This window comes from Neobacillus cucumis (genome assembly GCF_016908975.1).
Classification (GTDB): domain Bacteria; phylum Bacillota; class Bacilli; order Bacillales; family Cytobacillaceae; genus Neobacillus; species Neobacillus cucumis.
Map to the genome: position 1 here is coordinate 273,127 of NZ_JAFBEX010000005.1, position 21,370 is coordinate 294,496.

The following is a 21,370-nucleotide window of genomic DNA, read 5'->3' on the forward strand; positions in this document are numbered from 1 at the left end:
AGCGTCTGGAGCGGAAATCAACATCCACACAGCCTATTTCTAAAAACAAAAGATTTTAAACTGGGTAAGCTTACCTAGCAAAATAATAATCTACCATTGATAAAAATGTGATAAAATAGCTAGAAAAAAGCTAAAATAATAGCTTTTTTTCAATAAATGTCGGAATTGATTAAAAATTAGGTTAAGAATAATAACTATTTATTTAATCTTTTTGTAAACCCCCATACAGACTCACTATAAAGGATAAGATATTGCTGTTATGTGTTTAATTATATGAATGCGGTTACATAATAGGTGCGGTACTATAATTGTAACAGTAGCTACTGAATGATTCACAAATTCTAATTGAGGTATTTTGAACTAGGAGGATACGATATGGCAAATGGAGCAGTTCCACAAACAAAAGAAAGTTTGGTAGTGCCTCAAATTAATGGTGGTAACCTTAGTTTTCTTACAAAGTTAAGCTATGGGTTTGGTGAATTCTCTGCAAGTGTCGTTTGGAGTTTAGCATCGTCATATCTATTGTTTTTTTATACAGATGTATTCGGTATCGCTGGCGGAGCAGCAGCTATTATTCTACTTGTAGCAAGGGTTTGGGATTGCTTTGTTGACCCAATCCTCGGCTTAATCATGGAACGAACAAAAAGCAAACATGGACGTTTTAGACCTTATATTCTTTACGGTGCATTTGCTCTAGCTCTATTAAATATTTTGACATTCTACACTCCAGAATTAACAGGAACTGCTAAGGTAATTTACGCAGGTGTTACATATTTACTTTTAGGTACTGTTCACTCTGTCGTAAATGTACCTTATGGTGCACTTGCCACTGTAATGACTAGAGATACTCACGAAAGAACAAATTTAAATGCCTATAGAGGGGTTTTTGGACAAGTCGCTGGTATTCTTACAGGAGCTGCGGTAATGCCTTTAATAACTATCTTAGGTCATGGTAATCAGCAACATGGTTTCTTCTATGCAGCAATTGTATTATCAGTGGTATCGGCCCCTTTATTATTCTTTACTTTTAAGAACTGTAAGGAATTAATAGAGCCAACGATTGAGGAGAGACCAACACTTAAGGAATCTTTACGAGCTGTTGGAGCTAATAAACAATTACTTCTGTTATTAACAAGTCTTTTCGTTGTACTATTAGGTGTATTTGGAAGAATTGGTACATTAACGTATTACTGTATTTACGTTTTAAATCGTCCAGATTTAATTGCGGTCTCATTTACGATTCTTTCAGTATGTGGGGCAATTGGATCATTTGCGCTTCCTTTTATAGCTAAATTTTTTGAGAAGAAAACAATCCTAATTCTTGGTTCAACTCTTACTGGTATTGCTTTTATAGCGTTATACTTTACACCAGCTACTAATATTACAATGATAATCGTATTGACAATCGCTGCATGCTTGCCAACTGGTTTTGCCAGCCCAATGAATTTTAGTATGGTTGCTGACTGTATCGATGACTATCAAATTAAAACAGGAATTCGCGCTGACGGTGCCATTTACTCATTTACAAGTCTTTCAACCAAGATTGCAAGCGCTTTAGTTGGGGCGGCAAGTGCAACAATCTTAGGCGCAATTGGTTATGTGGCCAATCAACAGCAGACACCTGAAGTCGTTCACGGAATAAATGCTTTAGTAAACCTAGCACCTGGGATCATTTATCTATTAGCCACCATTCCGTTATATTTTTATAAGATCTCTAAAGCAAGAGCTATGGAGAATACAAATGAACTTTTAAGAAGACGAAATGGGATAACAATGTAAATATTATTTTATGAGCTTATAAGTTGCACATGATGTGTAACTTATAAGCTATTTTAATAGGAGGTTTACATCATGTATAAGACAGTACAGGATTTATTGAATCATCAAACCAAAAATTATATTCTACCTTTTCTCTGGATGAGAGGGGAAGAAGAACTTGTTATTAGAGAAGAAATTGCTAGAATTTTTGAATGCGGGATCAAAGGAATCTGTGTCGAAGCAAGACCGCATCCTGACTTCGCAGGTCCAGACTGGTGGCATGACCTGGATATTGTCATGGACGAGGCCAAGCAAAGAGGAATGCGAGTTTGGGTATTAGATGATGCTCATTTTCCAACAGGCTATGCCAATGGATTAATTGAGAAAAAATATCCGAACCGAAAGAAAACATATATCAATTATAATACAGTGGATGTATTAGGTGCGCAAAGTGAAGTCACCATACATATTTCGCTTATGTTAAAGCCAAAGACATCATGGTTAGATATTGGGAAAGCAATTGACAAAGAAGAACAGAAACATAATAAATTAATTAGTGTTGTGGCTGGGAAATTAGTAACGGAAGGGATTATTAATGAAGAATTAATTGATTTAACTGATCGAGTTGAGGGTGATTTTTTAACCTGCACCTTACCAGAAGGAGCATGGAGAATTTATGTCGTTTATGAAACGAAAACAGATGGCGGTAACCCGAAATATATTAATATGATCGATGAAGAGTCAGTCAACACACAGCTTGAAGCTGTATATCAACCACATTTTGAACGTTACAAAGAGGAGTTTGGGAAAACATTTACAGGATTTTTCTCAGATGAGCCTGCATTTGGTAATGTTAATGGCTTTGATTTTAATGAAACGATCGGAAAAAAAGACATGCCATTACCCTGGAGTGAAGAAGCAAAAGCTCTGCTATCAGAAGCCCTAGGGGATCAGTGGAGAGTATGCTTACCTTATTTATGGAATAGCTCGGATGAAATGAATTATTGTGTTCATACCCGTTATACCTATATGGATATTGTAACCCGCTTATATGAAAAAAACTTTAGTCATCAATTGGGCAAATGGTGTGAAGCACATCATGTTGAATACATTGGACACGTGATTGAAGATAATGATCAGCATAGCAGATTAGGAAGCGGTGCGGGGCATTTCTTTAGAGCCTTATCAGGACAGCATATGTCGGGAATTGATGTGATTGGCGGTCAAGTGATTTTTGGCGGTGCGGGGTTAGAACGCCGTGGAATCTTCAAGGGAGATGGTGAATTCTATCATTATACACTCGGAAAACTAGGCTCTTCCTACGGTCATCTCGATCCCAAGAAAAAAGGAAGAACGATGTGCGAATTATTTGGTGCTTATGGATGGAAGCTTGGCGTTAGAGATATGAAGTATATTTTGGATCATTTAGTTGTCCGTGGCATCAATTACCTTGTTCCACATGCATTTTCGATGCGTGAATATCCTGATTTCGATTGTCCTCCGCACTTCTATGCCCGTGGACATAATCCACAGTTTAAACATTTTGCCTATCTAATGCACTATGCCAACCGCTTATGTCATATCTTTAATGGCGGCAGACATGTGGCACCTGTGGCTGTTTTGTACCATGGCGAGAGTGAGTGGACGGGTGAATACATGAAAATGCAAAAACCAGCTAGGGTTTTAACGGAAAATCAAATTGATTTTGACTTCGTTCCAATTGATATGCTAATTGATCTAGAATCCTATAATGGGAAATTAGACCAAAGACATTTAATGATTAATGGAGAAGCATTTAAATGTTTGGTTATTCCATATAGTCAGTTTATAACGAAAGAGTTAGCTGCGTTTATTAATAATTCAGCTGACTTGGAGATTATTTTTGTTGATGGTAGACCAGAAGGAATTTCGAACCTAGTTGATCAGGAGGAAGCCTCAAACCTATTAAAAGCAGTAGATAAATGTAAGGTGGTATCTTTAGGTGAATTGGCTTCTGAACTTAGAACGGTAGGAATCTATGATATTAAATTAAAGAAACCATTTAAGGATTTAACTTATTACCACTATCTGAAAGAACATAACATTTACATGTTCCAGAATGAATCAGCGCATGAAACCTTTAGCGGGGAAATCGAACTAGCTGATGGTGAATTTGCTATTGTCTATAATGGTTTAGAGAATAAATTTGAAAAAATAGCTGTAAGAAAAGAAAATGAAAAAGCCATGATTTATCTAGAGTTAAAGCCTTATGAATCTTGTGTTGTTTTTGTTAGTGATAATGAACATTCTGGAGAATTTAATGATCATCTTCCTTTTTCTATAAAGCTGTCAGATTGCGAAAAAGCAAAGGACCTATCTTCAGATTGGAAATATTCTCTGGTAAAAAACATTGAATATCCGAATTTTGGCGAAGTAAATCAAATGAATGAATTGGTACCAATTTCTAAGATAAACCCAGCTTTTACGGGAATTATTAAGTACGAAAAGTCATTTGACCTTGCAGAGGTTCCAAAACAAGGGATTCTAGCTTTTGAATCCATTTATGAAGCTGTGGAATTATGGATTAACGATGAATATGTCGGGATGAAAGTTTGTCCACCATATATTTATGATGTAGCCTCCTATTTAAGGAACGGTACCAATACTATTCGTGTGGAGGTAGCAACTACATTGGATAGAGATCGTTTTAATCAACCAGAACCACCATTTATTGTTTGGCATGACCCAATAGATCCAACTGGCATGTTTGGAAAGATTACCTTGTTTATGTCATGAGAATTCTAAAAAGGTGTGGTACCTGAAAAGGCCACACCTTTTATAAGTTTTCATATTCACTGTAGGGGAGGCGCTTATGAAATATCCATATGAAAGTGCGGTCATAAATGAAGAGGTTCCGATGTTAATGTTAATGACAAGTGTGAGATATGTCGCGATGCACTGGCATGATAGGATTGAATTCTTGTTTGTTCTGAGAGGTCAAATCCAAGTTTTTGTGGGGGGAGAAGAGTATTCTCTACAAGAAAATGATTTGTTCCTGATAAACAGCAATGAGGTTCACGGTGTGGAAGCAAGTGAAGATAATTTGGTGTTATTACTTCAAATTCCACTAACGTTTATTAAAAAATGCTATCAAAACATTGAGATGGAATCATTTGAATGTCAATCCTTTCATAATGAGGATCAAGGAAGGTTCGATGGTATCCGTTTGTTAATGGTACAACTTATGCTTACATTAAGAAAAAAAGAGCTAGGATATGATATTAAAATTCATTCATTGCTTTTAGACATTGTATACCACCTTATTAGTCAATTTAGAGTGATAAATCATAAGCAGATCAACCGAAACAGCAGCAAAGATATGGAACGTCTGACAAGAATTACTAACTTTATCCAAAAAAATTATATGCACCCGATTACCTTAAATGAAATTGCAGAAAAAGAAGAGTTGACGGTTCCTTATTTATCACGATATTTTCAGCAGCATATGGGACAGTCTTTTGTAAAATATCTAAACGGTATTCGCCTGGAGCAGGCTGTACAATATCTACTTAATACAAATTGGTCGGTAATTCAGATTGCGATGGAGTCTGGTTTTTCTAGTTTGAATACGTTTCACAAGCTATTTAAAGATACCTTTCACACAACCCCCTACCAGTTTCGCAAAAATCAGCAGAAATCCTTTAGTCCATCTTCTAAAAGTGAAAAAAGAGGAATTGAGAGTTATGATTATACGGAAGAAGACAATCTAATAGAGTTGGATAAGTATGTTCAAGCATTTCAAATTAAAAGCTTTAGTTGAAGTATGTTATTGATTGATAGTAAATCTAATAATTAGATTCGGAGTAACCGCAGAATGTTATAAACCATTTTGCGGTTTTTCGATTTTAAATATTTTTGTATTTTCTAAAAATATTAAAAATTAACATTATTATTGTTAATAATGTGAACGTTTTCGCTAGTATTCCTCCTTATAATAAGCGATATATAGAACGATGGTTAATAAAAAGACCATTCGCAAAAGGCGGTGATTCCTGCTTGGGAATTTAAAAGAAGTGATTGAAAACTACTTAGAAATGTAAGCGGTGTCAAAGAGACAGTAGAAATTGGGGGTTAGTCATTTTGCAGACACATAAAAGATTAATTAGTATAATTCTGGTTTGTTTTTTAATCTTACTTTCAGCATGTAGTTCAAATAAACAGAGTTCGACAAATGAAAGTTCAGGTGAAGGAGGAAATATACCAGAAGTAAATATGGTCTTCTTTACTACAACTGTGCCTAAGGATTTAAACCTAGTCCAAGATGAAATTAACAAGATCACTAAGAAAAAAATTAATGCAACGGTAAAATTAACACCAATTAATATCGGTAACTATGTTCAACAGACAAACTTGATGTTATCAAGTAATGAAAAGGCGGATTTAATGCTAGTTACATCCTTCTTTGGATATACATCACAAGTGGCAAAAGGACAATTACTACCTTTGGATGATTTAGTAGATAAATATGGTCAAGATATAAAAAAGGTAATGGATCCTGATTATTTGAATGCGGCAAAGGTATCAGGAAAAATGTATGCGATTCCAACACTTAGAGATATGGCTGGTGCCTCTGGTATTAATATGCGTAAAGATTTGGTAGATAAATATCATATTGACATTAGTAAGATTAAGACGATGGATGATGTAGAATCCATGCTGAAAACAATAAAGAAAAATGAGCCAAGTATTACACCAATTGTGCCTTTTCAAGCTGGAGCACAACCTACAGTTGTCTATAATTGGTTTGATCCGTTAGGAGATACTTTAGGGGTTTTACCTAACTATGATAACAATCTAAAAGTAGTAGATTTATATGAAACAAAGGACTATGCTCAGTTTGTTGAGAAAATGAGAAAATGGCATGATGAAGGACTGACTTTAAAAAATCCGACTACCAATACAGAAGCTGGAACAAATTTAGTAAAGTCAAATGTCGGTTTTAGTTATTTTAGTCCACAAAAACCTGGTATTGCTTTACAAGAATCTCAAATTACTACTGTTCCGATGGTCACCACATCACTTAAAGAACCGGTAACGACCACTTCTGCTGTAACCACCATGATGTGGGGAATTCCACAGGGGTCCAAGGTTCCTGAAGCTGCGATGAAATTCCTTAATTTAATGTATCAGGATAAAGAAATCGTTAATTTACTAGACTGGGGTATTGAAGGAAAGCATTATGTAAAAGTATCAGATAATGTCATTAAGTACCCAAATGGTGTCGATGCCAAAAACGATGGATACAATTTAAATATGAGTTTTGCTATGGGAGATGCTTTCCTCTCTTATGTATTTGAGGGGAATGATCCAAACCTATGGACTCAAACAGAGGAATTTAACAAGAGTGCGTTAAAATCGAAAGCACTTGGTTTTAATTTTGATAGTTCTCCAGTCAAAACAGAGGTGACAGCCGTTACCAATGTGGTGAGTAAATATGCGCTCGGATTGGAATCAGGTGTGTTAGATCCTAAAACGAAATTACCTGAATTTATTAGCAGTTTAAAGGCAGCGGGTATTGAAAAGATTATAAAAGAAAAACAAAAACAATTAAATGAATGGGCAAATAACCAAAATAAATAATTAACTATCTTATCCATTATGGTGAGATTAAAAATCCAATTTTGATTTTTAATCTCTTTTTTTATAGTTCAGTACTTATTAGAACAGGGGGAATAGGGATGTCAGAAGTAACGGTCAAGGAATTGAAGGCAGATGTCCAATCAATTTCTAAGAGAAAGGTCAACACTAGGCTAATCAAATTGAAAAGGTATATTCCAATTTATATCTTAATGCTGCCAGGTTTAATTTATTTGCTAATTAATAATTATTTACCGATGTTGGGGCTTATGATTGCGTTTAAAGATATCAATTTTGCTAAAGGGATCTTAGGAAGTGATTGGATTGGCTTTAAAAACTTTGAATACCTGTTTAGTACAAGAGATGCCTTAATCATTACTCGAAATACGATTCTCTATAATGTCGGATTTATTATTCTAAATACAATAGTAGCAATCGCAGTAGCAATCATGTTAAATGAAATTAAAAATAAACTAGCGAAAAGCTTTTACCAAAGTGTAATTCTTTTGCCATTTTTGATTTCAATGGTGATTGTCAGTTATTTGGGATTCGCTTTTCTAAGCGAGGATGTCGGTTATCTGAATAAGACTATTTTACCTATGCTTGGATTAGATGGTGTTTCTTGGTATTCAGAAGCAAAATATTGGCCTTATATACTTACTTTCATCAATATGTGGAAGGGTGTCGGCTTCTTGTGTGTCATTTATTTAGCCGCTATCATCGGAATTGACCAAGAATATTACGAGGCAGCAAAATTAGATGGAGCGAATAAATGGCAGCAAATCATTCATATTACCATTCCCTCTATTTCTCCGGTAATCATTATGATGACCTTATTGGCAATAGGAAGGATTTTCTACTCCGATTTTGGGTTATTTTATCAGGTACCAATGAATTCTGGTGCTCTCTATGATACTACGAATGTGATTGACACATATGTTTATCGCGGTTTAATGCAGCTTGGTGATATTGGTATGTCGGCCGCAGCTGGTCTCTATCAGTCTATCGTCGGATTTATACTCGTATTACTATCAAATTATCTCGTTCGTAGAAAAAGCAAAGACCATGCATTATTTTAATCTGGAGGTGGTAAAGGATGTATAAATCTGATCGAATCACACAGTGGGTTTCCCATATTTTTTTAATAGTCCTATCGGCAGGCAGCATTATTCCGTTTATAATACTCGTAGCTTCTTCCTTCTCAAGTGAAGCAAATATTTTAAAAGAGGGATATTCCTTTTTTCCAAATAAGATAAATTTTGATGCTTATAAGTATCTCTTCGCTAATTCAGCAAGCTTATTAAGGGCATACGGAATTACGATATTTGTAACGGTATTTGGAACCTTTGTCAGCTTAGTGATGACTTCGTTTTTGGCTTATGGACTTTCTCGACGTGATTTACCTTTCAGAAATTTGTTTACCTTCTTGGTTTTCTTTACGTTATTGTTTAACGGCGGTCTAGTTCCTACGTATCTTGTTTATACGCAGGTGTTTGATATTAAAAATACAATCTGGGCATTAATTGTTCCTGGGTTACTTATGAACGGATTTAATGTGTTATTAATGAGAACTTTCTTTATGACGTCCATACCGGAGCCTGTGATCGAATCTGCACGGATGGATGGTGCCGGAGAAATTAAAACGTTCTTTTCTATTATTCTTCCGCTTTCACTTCCCATATTGGCTACAATTGGTCTGCTTCAAACCATTCTATATTGGAATGATTGGTTTAACGGTCTAGTCTATATTACGGATCCATCTTTATATAGTATCCAGAATATCTTGAACAGAATGCTGTCAGACATTCAGTTTTTAGCAAGCGGTAATTTAGGTTCGAACGCGAGTAAAGCGGCTTCCACTATTCCTACCACAGGTGTTCGAATGGCAATAGCAGTCATCGGATTCCTGCCTATACTTCTTGCTTATCCATTTTTTCAAAAGTACCTGGTCAAAGGAATTGCCTTAGGTTCTGTTAAAGGATAAAAAGAAAATGTAATTCAATATGATTAAAAAAGAAGGTGCAAAGAGTAATATGGCACCTTTTTATATTTATGGGCTCTATTAAACAATATTATTTTTCTTATAACTCGTTGATTGGAACGGAAGGCGCTCGACTCCTGCGGGAGTACGGGGCAGGGGAGCCTCCTCGACGCTTCAGCGTCGAGGAGGCTCCCCGGCACGCCCGCGGAAAGCGAGCGCCTGGAGAGGAAATCAACAGCTAAATTTAATAGAGCTTATTGATAAATAAATGGGTAGGTTAAAAATTACACTATAATTATTAACCTATTTTTATATAAAAGAAAAGAAACGTAGAAAAAAGACGAAAATCTATACCTGTTGAGGATAATTAAAGAAAGGGCAAAAATACGGAGACAGGTTAAGATATAAATGTAAGCGAAATCAATATAAAAAACTTAATAGAAACATAGGAGGATCAGACACAATGAAGCTTGGATTTAACAGCGCAATCTTAAATGAATGCACCTTTGAAGAAGTGATCGACTATGCAGCTGAAAACGGATTTTCATGTGTGGAGATATGTGCATGGCCAAAAGGGAAAGCGGCTCGGAAATATGCGGGAGTTACCCATATTGATGTCGATAACTTAGATGTCGATTACATCAAAAATTATACCGAAGCAAAAGGCATTAAAATTTCCGCTATTGCTTATTATCCTAATGCATTAGATGAGGATACAGAAAAAAGTGATTACTACGTTGCCCACATCAAAAAATGCATTGAGGCAGCTAACAAGCTTGATATTAACATGGTAACCACTTTTATTGGTAGGAACCAAAAGAAAACCGTAGAAGAAAATTTGGAAACGATGTCAACAGTTTGGAAGCCAATCGTAGAATTTGCAGAAGAGCTAGGAGTCAAGATTGCCATTGAAAACTGTCCAATGTTATTCACTACTGATGAATGGCCAGGCGGACAAAACCTAATGACGACACCAGCTATCTTCCGCCGTGTGTTTGAATTAATTCCGAACCAAAATTTAGGATTGAATTTCGACCCATCTCATTTTGTTTGGCAGCAAATGGATTATATCAAGCCGCTATATGAATTCCAAGAGCGTATCTTCCACATCCACTTTAAAGACATTAAGGTTTATAAAGATCGCCTAAACGATGTAGGAATCATGGCTACACCACTAGAATATATCTCGCCTAAACTACCAGGGCTCGGAGATGTAAACTGGGGTCAATATGTATCTGCCTTAACTGATATCGACTACCGAGGATATGCTGTCATTGAGGTAGAAGACAAAGCGTTCGAAGACTCACTAAAATCCAAGAAAGATTCTATTAAAATCAGTAAAAACTATTTGAGTCAATTTTTTGCTTAGATAGATAATCATATATAAATCTAATAAATCATTTAATAATGAAGAAAAAAAGGAGAATGAAAATTATGGGTAAATTAAAAATTGGTATTATTGGCTGCGGTGGTATTGCAAATCAAAAACATTTTCCAGCATTAGCACAATTTAAAGAGGTTGCTGAAATGGTTGCATTCTGTGATATTCAAATTGAACGCGCTGAAAAAGCGGCGAAAGAATATGGAACTGAAGATGCGAAAATTTATGTTGATTATAAAGAGCTATTAAAAGACGAATCCATTGATCTTGTGCATGTATTAACTCCTAACGTTAGCCATAGCCCGATTACCGTTGCAGCATTTGAAGCAGGAAAGCATGTTATGTGTGAAAAACCAATGGCACATAATACTGAAGCTGCTCAGAAAATGATGGATGCTTGGAAAAAATCCGGTAAGAAATTCACCATTGGATATCAAAACCGCTTCCGTCCAGAAGTTCAATCTCTTTATAAAGCTTGTGAAAAAGATGAGCTTGGAGAAGTTTATTTTGCAAAAGCACATGCCCTTCGTCGCCGCGCCGTACCAACATGGGGAGTATTTCCTGATAAATCTCAACAAGGCGGCGGTCCACTAATCGATATCGGTACTCACGCTCTTGATATCACTTTATGGATGATGGATAATTACAAACCAGTTTCGGTGACAGGTTCTGTTTTCAATAAATTAGGTAATCTGCCAGAAGCTGTTGAAGGAAATATGTTTGGTCCTTGGGATCCAGAAACATATGAAGTGGAAGATTCAGCTTTCGGATACATCAAAATGGAAAATGGAGCAACGGTTTTCCTTGAATCTTCTTGGGCACTCAATGTACTAGAATCAAGAGAAGCTGCTACAACTCTATGTGGTACAAAGGCAGGAGCACAAATCAATTCCGGCATGAGTTTCCGCAACAATGAATTAATTTATAACTCTGCACGCAATGGTATGTTAACAGAAGAGAAAAACTCTGCAGGTGGAGCAATTGCATTCTTTGAAGGTGGATCCAATAAGCCAGAAGTACTAGAAGCAAAACAATGGTTAGAAGCGGTTAAATATGATAAAGAACCACTAGTAAAACCAGAACAAGCATTTGTTGTGACAAAAATTTTAGATGCTGTCTATCGATCTGCTGAAACTGGTAAAGAAATTGTTTTTGAACAGGAAACAGTTGCAAGCAAATAGGAGGTGGGTAGAGTGGCATTTAGTATGAAATTACCTTTCGTCGATGTTGTTTGCGATGAAAGTTTAAAAAACACGTATGTAAATGGAAAAAAACTAGGGTATGAATTTCAAATCCGTTTGAGTAACTATCGCGGACATTACTTATCTTGTATTGAAGAGTTTGTGGTAGCTGTTGATGGTAAAGAAGTAAATTCTGATGACATAACCTTTAGTCTTAATGAGAAAGAGTTTACCTTAAGACAACTGCCAAGTCTTATTTCGAAATTTTGGAATTTGATAGACCCAGCTACGATTCGTGTATTTGCACCTGGCGGTTTAACAGAAGGCGAACATCATATTGATGTGAAAATGATGTTACGGATTCCATATATGGCCGTTCCAGGCAGAAAGACAGAACGAGAATACGCTGTATTAGATTCTTGCGGAAGCAAAACATTATTAGTGAGAGATTAGGAGAAAGGAGGTACTAACTAATGAGTAATATTAAATTAGGTGTTTCTTTATATAGCTTTACTGATGAATATGTGAAAGGCAAATTTACATTAGAGGATTGCATTCGCACTGCAGCTGAATTTGGAGCGGAAGGATTTGAGTTGGTAGGTACGCAAATGCTGCCATCATACCCATATGTAAATGACAAAGTTTTAAATGAATTTAAAGCCATAACGAATCACTATGGAATCGAATTTATTTCTTATGGAGCTAATGCGGACCGTGGATTAAGATCTGATCGTGATTTAACTGAAGAAGAATTGCTTCAGTCGTCTATTATTGATTTAAAAACAGCGAATAAATTGGGCTGTAAAATTATGCGTGCTCAATATCTTATTGGACCGTCAGTTTTTGCCAAATTAGCGCCATATGCGGAGGCTTATGGTATCAAGGTTGGAATTGAAATTCATAATCCCGAAACGCCAACATCACCAAGCATTCAGAAATTCACTGAGGTAATTGAAAAAACAGGATCTCCATATCTTGGACTTGTCACTGATTTTGGTACTTTTGCGACTAAACCAAATAAACCGCATTGGGATGAAGCCTTGGCGAATGGAGCACCTTTAGAACTATTAGAAATGGCAGCTCAATTACGTTATGATGGTGTACCGATGATGGAAGCAAGACAACGAATGCTTGATGCTGGAGCAAATGGTGCTGTCATGGGTGCCTTCCAAGGAATGTATGGTTTTGTAACCTTCTATAACGAACCAGATTATGAAGGGTTAAAACAAATCATGCCACATGTGATTCATTTTCATGGGAAATTCCATTATATTGATAAGAATTTGGAAGAAGCTAGCATACCATATGATAAAATCTTACCGATTATTCAAAACTCTGATTTTGATGGTTACATTGTTTCAGAATATGAAGATCATTTATCGGGAAGAGCTTTAGAAATGACCAAACGACATTTACAAATGGAGCGGAAATTATTAGATAAATAGTTTATAATAATACAGGTGGGTATATCACCTGTATTATTTCATAAGGCGGGGAACAAAATGAAAAAACTAATTGGTATTGATTTAGGTGGAACGACGGCAAAATTTGCAATCTTGACTGAAGAAGGTGAGATTCAACAAAAGTGGAGTATTGAGACAGATATTCAAAATGAAGGAAAGAATATCGTTCCAAACATTGTTGAATCGATTAATCATCACCTTAATTTGTATGGGCTTTCATCTAAGGATATTTTAGGAATTGGGATGGGTTCTCCAGGGACAGTTGACAGTGAAAAAGGAACAGTCATTGGAGCATATAATTTAAACTGGAATACCTTGCAGTTAGTAAGAGAACAGATTGAAGAAGGAACAGGCATTCCTTTTTATATTGATAATGATGCCAATGTGGCGGCATTAGGCGAGCGCTGGAAAGGTGCCGGTGAAGATGGCGCGGATGTTGTCTTTGTTACACTTGGAACAGGTGTAGGGGGCGGTATTATCGCGGATGGCAATCTTATACATGGTAAGGTTGGTGCAGCAGGAGAAATTGGCCATATCGTTGTAGAACCTAATGGTTATCAGTGTACATGTGGAAATCAGGGCTGTTTGGAAACAGTGGCAAGTGCAACAGGTGTTGTCCGATTAGCCAGAGATTTTTCAGAGAGATATGCCGGGGAATCTGAATTAAAGTGGTTAATTGATGATGGACAAGAAGTGACGGCTAAAACCGTTTTTGATCAGGCTAAAAAAGAAGATAAATTGGCTTTAATCGTTGTCGATAAATTTTATTTTTATTTAGGACTAGCTTGCGGTAATATTGGAAACATGTTAAACCCTGAAACGATTGTGATTGGCGGGGGAGTGTCAGCTGCAGGTGACATGCTGTTAAATGGGGTAGAAGAATATTTCCAAAAGTTTGCCTTCCCGACAGTAAGAACAAGTACGAAACTGAAACTTGCGCAATTAGGGAATGATGCTGGAGTTATTGGAGCTGCATCGTTAGTGAAAAAATCTAGTAACTGTTAATACTTAAGCCCATACAAACAAGTTATCACAATATCTTGTTTGTATGGGCTTTTATAATAAATTATCAATATTCATTGCAATTGCATTTTATTTTTAAAACAAACTTAATAAATAAATAACGTACAAGCGGTCCCATAACAATTAATTGAAGTGGATAAGCAACGATAAAATTCTTTAAAAAAGTAGAAAAGTAATCTTTCAATAAAGAATTATCTTCATTACCATTATGCAGGTATGAAATTGCTAAACCAAAAACAGACATAAATAAAGCCATAGCTAAAACCATTAATGTTGACATTGCAAGGACCATATTGATTTTTTTGGATTTATCTATTGGTAGTTTAGATACAATTTTTTTAACTCCAGGACCAACTAAGAAAATATCCAAAGTTAATGCAATAAGAAAACCAATAATAAATTCTTTAATTACTTCCATTAAGGTAATGGCTTCGATAAAGCCACTTAAAAATAAATTATAGATGGTCATAAATAAAACCATCCCAAAGCACATCATTAAGCCAAATTGTAGACTTTCCTTTTTAGTTGTAGGCAAGTTTCATCATCCCTTCTTTTAACTTTTTCATTATAACCATAGTGAAAAACCTCTCGTAAGTGAACATTTTGTGAACATTTTATCGCTCTCCTTACATATTTCTCGTTGTTATTGGTATCTTGAAGTTCTCTCTACTCCTTATAAATAAATGACCTAAAAAAAGAGGACCACCTGTGTAGCAAGGAAGTCCTCAGAAAAAAATTTGATTTTGTCATTAATGCATTGGATTCATCGCGGAATGGTTGACGACAACGCGGCGGATGAAGAAGGCAAGGGCAAGACCGACAAGCGTCACAATCATCGCAAACAAGAACACATTCTGTGAGCCCGCCGTCATAGCGTTAGCCACCTCTGTCTGCTGAGTCGGTGCAGAAGAGTCATGCAAATAGTTCTCCATTCCAGTCGTAAGAATGATGATTGCAATAGCTGTACCAATAGCACCTGCGACCTGCTGTAACGTATTCATGACGGCTGTTCCGTGTGGGTATAGATCCGGTGGCAACTGGTTTAGGCCGTTGGTCTGTGCTGGCATCCACACCATGGAAATGCCGATCATTAATCCAATATGAAGGACGACGATAAAAGCGACTGATGAGGTGGGGGATATGCTCGAGAAAAACCATAATGTTACCGCAACGACAACAAGTCCGGGAATAACAAGCCACTTCGGTCCATACTTGTCGAATAAACGTCCCATACGCGGTGATAAGATGCCGTTTAGCGCGCTGCCCGGCAATAACATGAGCCCGGCGGTGAACGGAGTCAGTTTCATACCATTTTGAAGAAACATTGGCAGAATAATCATGCTCGACAAAATGATCATCATACATGAGAGTACCATAAGTAATCCTACATTGTACATTGGATACTTGAAGACCCTCAGGTCCATCATCGGATCACTCATCTTCGTCTGCCGAATTACGAACAAAACAAGCGCGATTAACCCGATGACAATCGAAGTAATCACGACCGTACTGGTCCAACCCTCGGATCCTTCTCCTGCTTTGCTGAAGCCGAAGACAATCCCTCCGAAGCCGATGGATGATAATACAACGGACAGTAGATCAATCCGAGGTTTCGTTACATCGGTGACGTTTTCTAAATATTTCAGCCCTACCAACAGCCCAATAATCAAAAACGGCAGCGAGAGCCAGAAAATGTAGTGCCATGTGAAATATTCGATTAGGAGTCCTGCAACCGTTGGTCCGGTTGCCGGCGCGAACATGATGACAAGTCCAACGAAGCCCATCGCAGCTCCACGCTTCTCAGGTGGATACACGACGAGGATTGTATTGAACATGAGTGGAATCAAAAGCCCCATGCCTGCCGCTTGTAGAACGCGAGCGACCATAAGCATTTCAAAGTTGAACGCGAGCGCCGCAATCAATGTGCCGATAATTGAGCTCACAAGCGACCCGATAAACAATTGCCTCGTCGTAAACCATTGTAGCAGCAATCCAGTCATCGGCATTAGAATGCCAAGAGTAAGCAAAAATCCCGTCGTCAACCACTGTGCGGTCGCGGCCGAAATTCGAAATACATCCATTAAATTACTAATTGCTATATTAAGAGCCGTCTCGCTGAACATGCCAACAAAACCGCAGATGAGCAGCGACGCCATAATAGCACGTGTGTTGTATTGCTTCATTAACCTTCCCCCTTCTCTCTCCTGAAAAATCTCTATTTACGTACCCCTGAAATCGGTCCGCTATTTGATACAATACAGGTCAAAATTCTTCTCGTCAATAAATGAGTTTGTTAATTTATTGTAAGTGAGAGTTACCGAATCTTTATAATAAAACTGGTCACATCCTGGCTTATTAATGGAAGGAAAGATAATTCGTGAATAAGTTATAACTTTTCTCATCAACTTAAGAAATATACAAATTAGAAGAAGGTGTTTTATGGCGAAAAATAGTTATCGGTCATTCAACGTCATTTCATTGAGTCTGGCATTAATACTAATGTCATCTTGTAGTCACTTACAAAGTAAAGAGGAACATGTAGCGAATAAAAAAACGGCAAGAGAGGTTCTAGGTTTCTACACAGAACAGGAAGGAACGTTTCCTGGGTCTCAACCTACAGTTAACTCACAATTTAACAAATTAAGCATTATTGCACCCTTTTGGTATAAGCTTGATGATAAACGTCCAGGCAGTCTTATAGATTCAGTTACAGCAGATCATAAAAGAAAAGTTATTCAGAGTGCTCATGAAAAAAAGCTGAAGGTATATATGGTTGTACATAATCTTTTATTTGAAAACGTGGAGAAGGGCAAAAAGGTTGCAAGTAATGTACTCGATAACGATAAAAACCGAAATGTTTTCATTCAAAACTTACGCAATGAAATGAATCAGTTCAAATATGACGGTATTAATATTGACATGGAAAATTTGTATTTGACTGACAGGGATTCCTTTAGTTTGCTGATAAAAAAATTGTCTGATGCTTTGCATCGTGATGGAAAAGTGGTTACAGTTTCAGTCCCTGCAAACACAGGTGATTCCCGTGCAAATCCATGGTCGCCTTGGTTTGATTATGAAAAACTGGGTCGATGTTCAGATGGGTTAATGATTATGACATATGATGAGCACAACCCAAGAACTAAACCCGGCGCAACAGCATCAGTTGATTGGACAGAAGCAACGATTCGTTATGCTTTGAAGCAAGATGTACCATCATCAAAAATATTACTCGGAATCGCTGGCTATGGATGGGACTGGGATACAACAACAAACAAAGCCTTGTATAGTTCCTATACACAATTAATGAGTCAGAAAACAAAATATAAAGCTAAAGTTAAATGGGACTCCCGTTCCCAATCCCCTTATTTCAGTTACGTAGATACCAACAATCATAGCCACCAGGCTTGGTTTGAGAATAGCTATAGTCTGAAGTTTAAGCTAAACCTTGTAGAAAAATATAACTTACGGGGAATCGGAATTTGGCGGCTCGGGTTAGAGGACCCAATGTACTGGAAGACCATACAAGAGAAAATAAAAGTAAAAAAATGAAGGAATTGGCTCCAAATTATAAAGAAAAGGATAAAAATAATACTTAAATTTTTATCCTTTTTTTATTTCTATAAGTAGAAGAAGAAAAATGAAACAAAATCTATATCTATTAAGATAAATAAAGAAAGGGATTTAGTAGAAGTAAGCTTTAATATAAATATGTAAGCGATATCAGTTGTTTTGAAGAATAGAGAAAATACTAATTAATTTGGAGGAATACGGAGTGCAATACAAAAATCCTATCATCCCGGGATTTCACCCGGATCCGAGTATTTGTCGTGTTGGAGAAGATTATTATATTGTTACTAGCTCGTTTGAATTTCTACCTGGGTTACCCATTTTTCATAGTAAAGATTTAATGAACTGGCAACAAATCGGACACTGCCTAACAAGACCTGAGCAGATGGAATTTCCAAACTGTATGTCGACTGGTGGCATTTTTGCTCCAACCATCCGCTATCATCAAGGCACCTTCTATGTTGTCTCGACCAATGTTAATCATGAAGGAGCGATGGCACCTGGGGGAAGCGGGAACTTTATTGTGACGGCAACCGACCCTGCAGGAGAATGGTCTGACCCAATTTGGGTTTCTCAAGGAGGGATTGATCCGTCATTATTCTGGGATAACGACGGAAAAGTGTATTTTACAAGTACAATTCCGGCAATGAATGAAGAAGGAAATCTGATGAATGCCATCTGGCAGGCTGAAATTAATCCTGATACGGGAGAACTGTTAACGGAAAGCAAAATTATTTCGTACGGATGCGGTGGAAGATTTGCAGAAGGACCGCACATTTATAAAAAGGACGGCTATTACTATCTATTGTTAGCAGAGGGTGGTACTGAATTTGGTCACATGGAAACTATTTCTCGATCCAAGTCTATCTGGGGACCTTTTGAAAACTGTCCGTACAATCCAATCTTAACGGCTTCTCAGGAAAATGCCCCGACTCTTGCTGCTACGGGGCATGCCGATTTGGTTGAAGCTCATGATGGAAGTTGGTGGGTGGTATTTTTGTGTTATCGTTTGTCCGAAAATTATTATCACCATATGGGAAGAGAAACTTCCATTGCACCAGTTCAGTGGATTGATGGATGGCCGGTCATTTACGATGGAAAAACACCTCAGGTCATGATGGAAGCGGAATGCTTACCACAGAAATCAATAACAGATGAAACCCCAATTCGTACCCATTTTGCGGGTCAAGAGCTTGGTCTGGAGTGGAATTTCATCCGAACGTATTATAACGGTTTTTCCGTTACGGATCATCCTGGGTATTTAACTCTAAAGGGAAACGCAGCTACTTTAAGTGACAAGGCCACACCAGCATTTATCGGAAGAAGAATTGATCATTTTGAATTTCGCGCCGAAACTTTTATCGATTTTGAACCAGAGATGGATGGAGAAGAAGCAGGTCTAGCCATTGCACATACAACTGGGGCCCATTATGAATTTGTTTTAAGCAAAAAGGACGGAGTTAAAAAAGCGCTAGTTCGAAAAACACTATTTGATATGACCACAGAAACCTATTATCAAATAAATAGCGAAGGTCCAGTTCATTTGCAGATCATCGGAGATCGCTACGACGTTATTTTCAATATTGGGATAGATGGAACATACATTGAAGTGGGCAGAGGACTTGTAAAGCTTCTTTCATCAGAGGTGGCTGGAGGCTGTTTGGGAACGTATGTAGGTATGTATGCTTCAGGGAACGGAAAAGACATGACCACAGAGGTAAAATATGAATGGTTTGACTATGAGAGACTCCCAGAAAAAGCGAAGAAACCGATGTTTTTTTCAGAGTAGATCAATGAAGGATAAGCGGAACTATTAAAGGTGAAAAGGAGAGAATACGGGAATGAATACTAAAGTGGTTAATGATAGCAAACCAAAACGAGGAGTTTCTCTTTATAGTTATGCAGGTGAATATGGTGTAACCATGACCTTAGAAGACATGTTTGCCGAAATGAATGATATTGGTGCGAGAGGATTAGAAATACTAGCAAACTCTCACATTGAAGGCTATCCTAACCCTAGTGAGGAATGGCTGGAAAATTGGGATCGATTAATAGAAAAGTATAACATTGTACCGGCAGAGTATGGACATTGGGTTGACTCACGCTTGTATGAGGGAAGACATCTTACTTCAGAAGAATCATATAAAATGTTGGAACGCGACTTCAAACTTGCTAACAGACTAGGATTTACGGTTCTACGTACCAAATTAGGTGTCATCGACAATGATCTTACCCCAGTAGAAAACTGGAGAGAATTTATTGAAATGGCCCTTCCGTTGGCAGAAAAATATAATGTCCGTATGTGTCCGGAGATTCATGCGCCAACACTTTTAAAATCTAAGATGGTAGATGATTATGTTGAGTTTATCCAACAGACAGGAACCAAGTATTTTGGACTAAACATCGACTTCGGTGTATTCGAGACGAAAGCCTTACCTGCAAGTGAATGGGGTCCAGATGATTTTATCATGCCCCCATCTGAACATAGTCCAGTAAAGGACATTATCCCATTGTTACCCTATGTGTATTGCAGCCATGCTAAATTTGTAAAAATGTCAGATGATTTTCAAGAGATGACCATTCCTTATGAAAAAATCATTAATACCTTAATGGAGCATAACTGGGATGGGTATATGGTAAGTGAGTATGAGGGTCCATACAAAGATGTGACCGGCTATGCCTCTGAGCAAATTCGGAAACAACATGTCATGATGAAAAGAATCTTAGGAGAATAAAAGAAAGGGAGAATAGCAATGACCATGTTAGAAAAACCTTGCATCCAATCAAGAGGCTTTAAAAATGTAAAGAAAGATGGAAAAATTATCGGTTTTCAGGTTAATATTCGATCTTTGTATTATCGAGGCCTCTGGCTCTCACAATTGCGTCCCGCTACGGTCACAGTAGATGGGGAAACTTTTTCAGGCGATCAAATCACATGGACGATCAATGATGTGACATACACACAAACTGAAATGGCATCACTCGGAGATGTTCATTGGGGCATTTTAGAGCCAGCAATACTTACAGTAGCAAAACAAGGCGGACTAGAATCGGGTAGCCACGATATTGAAGTTAGTTATACGTATAGCTGTTCCTATTTTCCTCCTGTTTTGGATACGGTACTAGGGGCTGGCACACATAAGAGAAAATTAATTATGGTATAAGTTCTTGAACCTTCGACAACGAATTAGAATATGAAGGCTTAATAGATAAAGAGCATACAGGTGTTTTTTGCACCTGTATTTTTTTATAAGGAATAAAAAATTATTTGACCTTTTCCGAAAAAGATAAAAATCGATATTAATTACGATAAAAAAGTAAACGTTTCCATTTTATGACCTCTATATAATTGAGAGTATAAACAACCCATCATAAATGAATTAAAGATTAATATTTTTGA

General features: G+C 37.2%; 17 protein-coding genes. 15 read left to right on the forward strand and 2 right to left on the reverse strand.

The window, feature by feature from the left end; translation table 11 throughout:
- Nucleotides 1-375: 375 nt before the first annotated feature.
- From JOC76_RS08935 to JOC76_RS08985, 11 genes are all read left to right on the forward strand, one after another.
- The gene (locus JOC76_RS08935) at nucleotides 376-1,779 is read left to right on the forward strand and encodes an MFS transporter (protein ID WP_205177246.1); all 1,404 of its coding nucleotides are present in this window, start codon (nucleotides 376-378) and stop codon (nucleotides 1,777-1,779) included.
- Nucleotides 1,780-1,851: 72 nt separating this feature from the next.
- Nucleotides 1,852-4,533 carry a glycosyl hydrolase gene (locus JOC76_RS08940; protein ID WP_205177247.1) on the forward strand — a complete coding sequence of 894 codons (2,682 nt, stop codon included), beginning with the start codon at nucleotides 1,852-1,854 and terminating at the stop codon, nucleotides 4,531-4,533.
- A gap of 76 nt (nucleotides 4,534-4,609) precedes the next feature.
- Complete coding sequence (locus JOC76_RS08945; RefSeq protein ID WP_205177248.1) at nucleotides 4,610-5,557, forward strand: helix-turn-helix domain-containing protein; 948 nt, start codon at nucleotides 4,610-4,612, stop codon at nucleotides 5,555-5,557.
- A gap of 320 nt (nucleotides 5,558-5,877) precedes the next feature.
- Nucleotides 5,878-7,377 carry an ABC transporter substrate-binding protein gene (locus tag JOC76_RS08950; protein ID WP_205177249.1) on the forward strand — a complete coding sequence of 500 codons (1,500 nt, stop codon included), beginning with the start codon at nucleotides 5,878-5,880 and terminating at the stop codon, nucleotides 7,375-7,377.
- A gap of 209 nt (nucleotides 7,378-7,586) precedes the next feature.
- Entirely contained in the window at nucleotides 7,587-8,453 is an 867-nt protein-coding gene (locus tag JOC76_RS08955; RefSeq protein ID WP_239557639.1) for an ABC transporter permease, read from the forward strand.
- Between the two features lie 17 nt (nucleotides 8,454-8,470).
- Nucleotides 8,471-9,358 carry a carbohydrate ABC transporter permease gene (locus tag JOC76_RS08960; RefSeq protein WP_205177251.1) on the forward strand — a complete coding sequence of 296 codons (888 nt, stop codon included), beginning with the start codon at nucleotides 8,471-8,473 and terminating at the stop codon, nucleotides 9,356-9,358.
- 460 nt (nucleotides 9,359-9,818) lie between these two features.
- The gene (locus JOC76_RS08965; RefSeq protein WP_205177252.1) at nucleotides 9,819-10,724 is read left to right on the forward strand and encodes a sugar phosphate isomerase/epimerase family protein; all 906 of its coding nucleotides are present in this window, start codon (nucleotides 9,819-9,821) and stop codon (nucleotides 10,722-10,724) included.
- 65 nt (nucleotides 10,725-10,789) lie between these two features.
- The gene (locus JOC76_RS08970; RefSeq protein WP_205177253.1) at nucleotides 10,790-11,917 is read left to right on the forward strand and encodes a Gfo/Idh/MocA family protein; all 1,128 of its coding nucleotides are present in this window, start codon (nucleotides 10,790-10,792) and stop codon (nucleotides 11,915-11,917) included.
- Between the two features lie 12 nt (nucleotides 11,918-11,929).
- Entirely contained in the window at nucleotides 11,930-12,370 is a 441-nt protein-coding gene (locus JOC76_RS08975) for a C-glycoside deglycosidase beta subunit domain-containing protein (RefSeq protein ID WP_205177254.1), read from the forward strand.
- 20 nt (nucleotides 12,371-12,390) lie between these two features.
- A complete protein-coding gene (locus JOC76_RS08980; RefSeq protein WP_205177255.1) occupies nucleotides 12,391-13,362 on the forward strand; it encodes a sugar phosphate isomerase/epimerase family protein in 972 nt (323 codons plus the stop codon).
- A 57-nt stretch (nucleotides 13,363-13,419) separates the two neighbouring features.
- The gene (locus tag JOC76_RS08985) at nucleotides 13,420-14,385 is read left to right on the forward strand and encodes an ROK family glucokinase (RefSeq protein WP_205177256.1); all 966 of its coding nucleotides are present in this window, start codon (nucleotides 13,420-13,422) and stop codon (nucleotides 14,383-14,385) included.
- Nucleotides 14,386-14,449: 64 nt separating this feature from the next.
- On the opposite strand, the gene JOC76_RS08990 is transcribed toward JOC76_RS08985, so the two are convergent.
- Entirely contained in the window at nucleotides 14,450-14,938 is a 489-nt protein-coding gene (locus tag JOC76_RS08990; protein ID WP_205177257.1) for a DUF2798 domain-containing protein, read from the reverse strand.
- A gap of 214 nt (nucleotides 14,939-15,152) precedes the next feature.
- Nucleotides 15,153-16,586, reverse strand: coding sequence for a DHA2 family efflux MFS transporter permease subunit (locus JOC76_RS08995; RefSeq protein ID WP_205177258.1), 1,434 nt, complete (start codon nucleotides 16,584-16,586; stop codon nucleotides 15,153-15,155).
- Nucleotides 16,587-16,842: 256 nt separating this feature from the next.
- Between JOC76_RS08995 and JOC76_RS09000 the strand changes: the two genes are divergently transcribed.
- The 4 genes from JOC76_RS09000 (at nucleotide 16,843) to JOC76_RS09015 (ending at nucleotide 21,134) form a co-directional block, all read left to right on the forward strand.
- Nucleotides 16,843-17,952: a glycosyl hydrolase family 18 protein gene (locus JOC76_RS09000; protein ID WP_205177259.1), complete on the forward strand. Its 1,110-nt coding sequence runs from the start codon at nucleotides 16,843-16,845 to the stop codon at nucleotides 17,950-17,952.
- A 223-nt stretch (nucleotides 17,953-18,175) separates the two neighbouring features.
- A complete protein-coding gene (locus JOC76_RS09005; RefSeq protein WP_205177260.1) occupies nucleotides 18,176-19,759 on the forward strand; it encodes a glycoside hydrolase family 43 protein in 1,584 nt (527 codons plus the stop codon).
- A 52-nt stretch (nucleotides 19,760-19,811) separates the two neighbouring features.
- Entirely contained in the window at nucleotides 19,812-20,705 is an 894-nt protein-coding gene (locus JOC76_RS09010) for a sugar phosphate isomerase/epimerase family protein (protein ID WP_205177261.1), read from the forward strand.
- 18 nt (nucleotides 20,706-20,723) lie between these two features.
- Complete coding sequence (locus JOC76_RS09015; RefSeq protein WP_205177262.1) at nucleotides 20,724-21,134, forward strand: C-glycoside deglycosidase beta subunit domain-containing protein; 411 nt, start codon at nucleotides 20,724-20,726, stop codon at nucleotides 21,132-21,134.
- The last annotated feature ends 236 nt before the right edge of the window (nucleotides 21,135-21,370 follow it).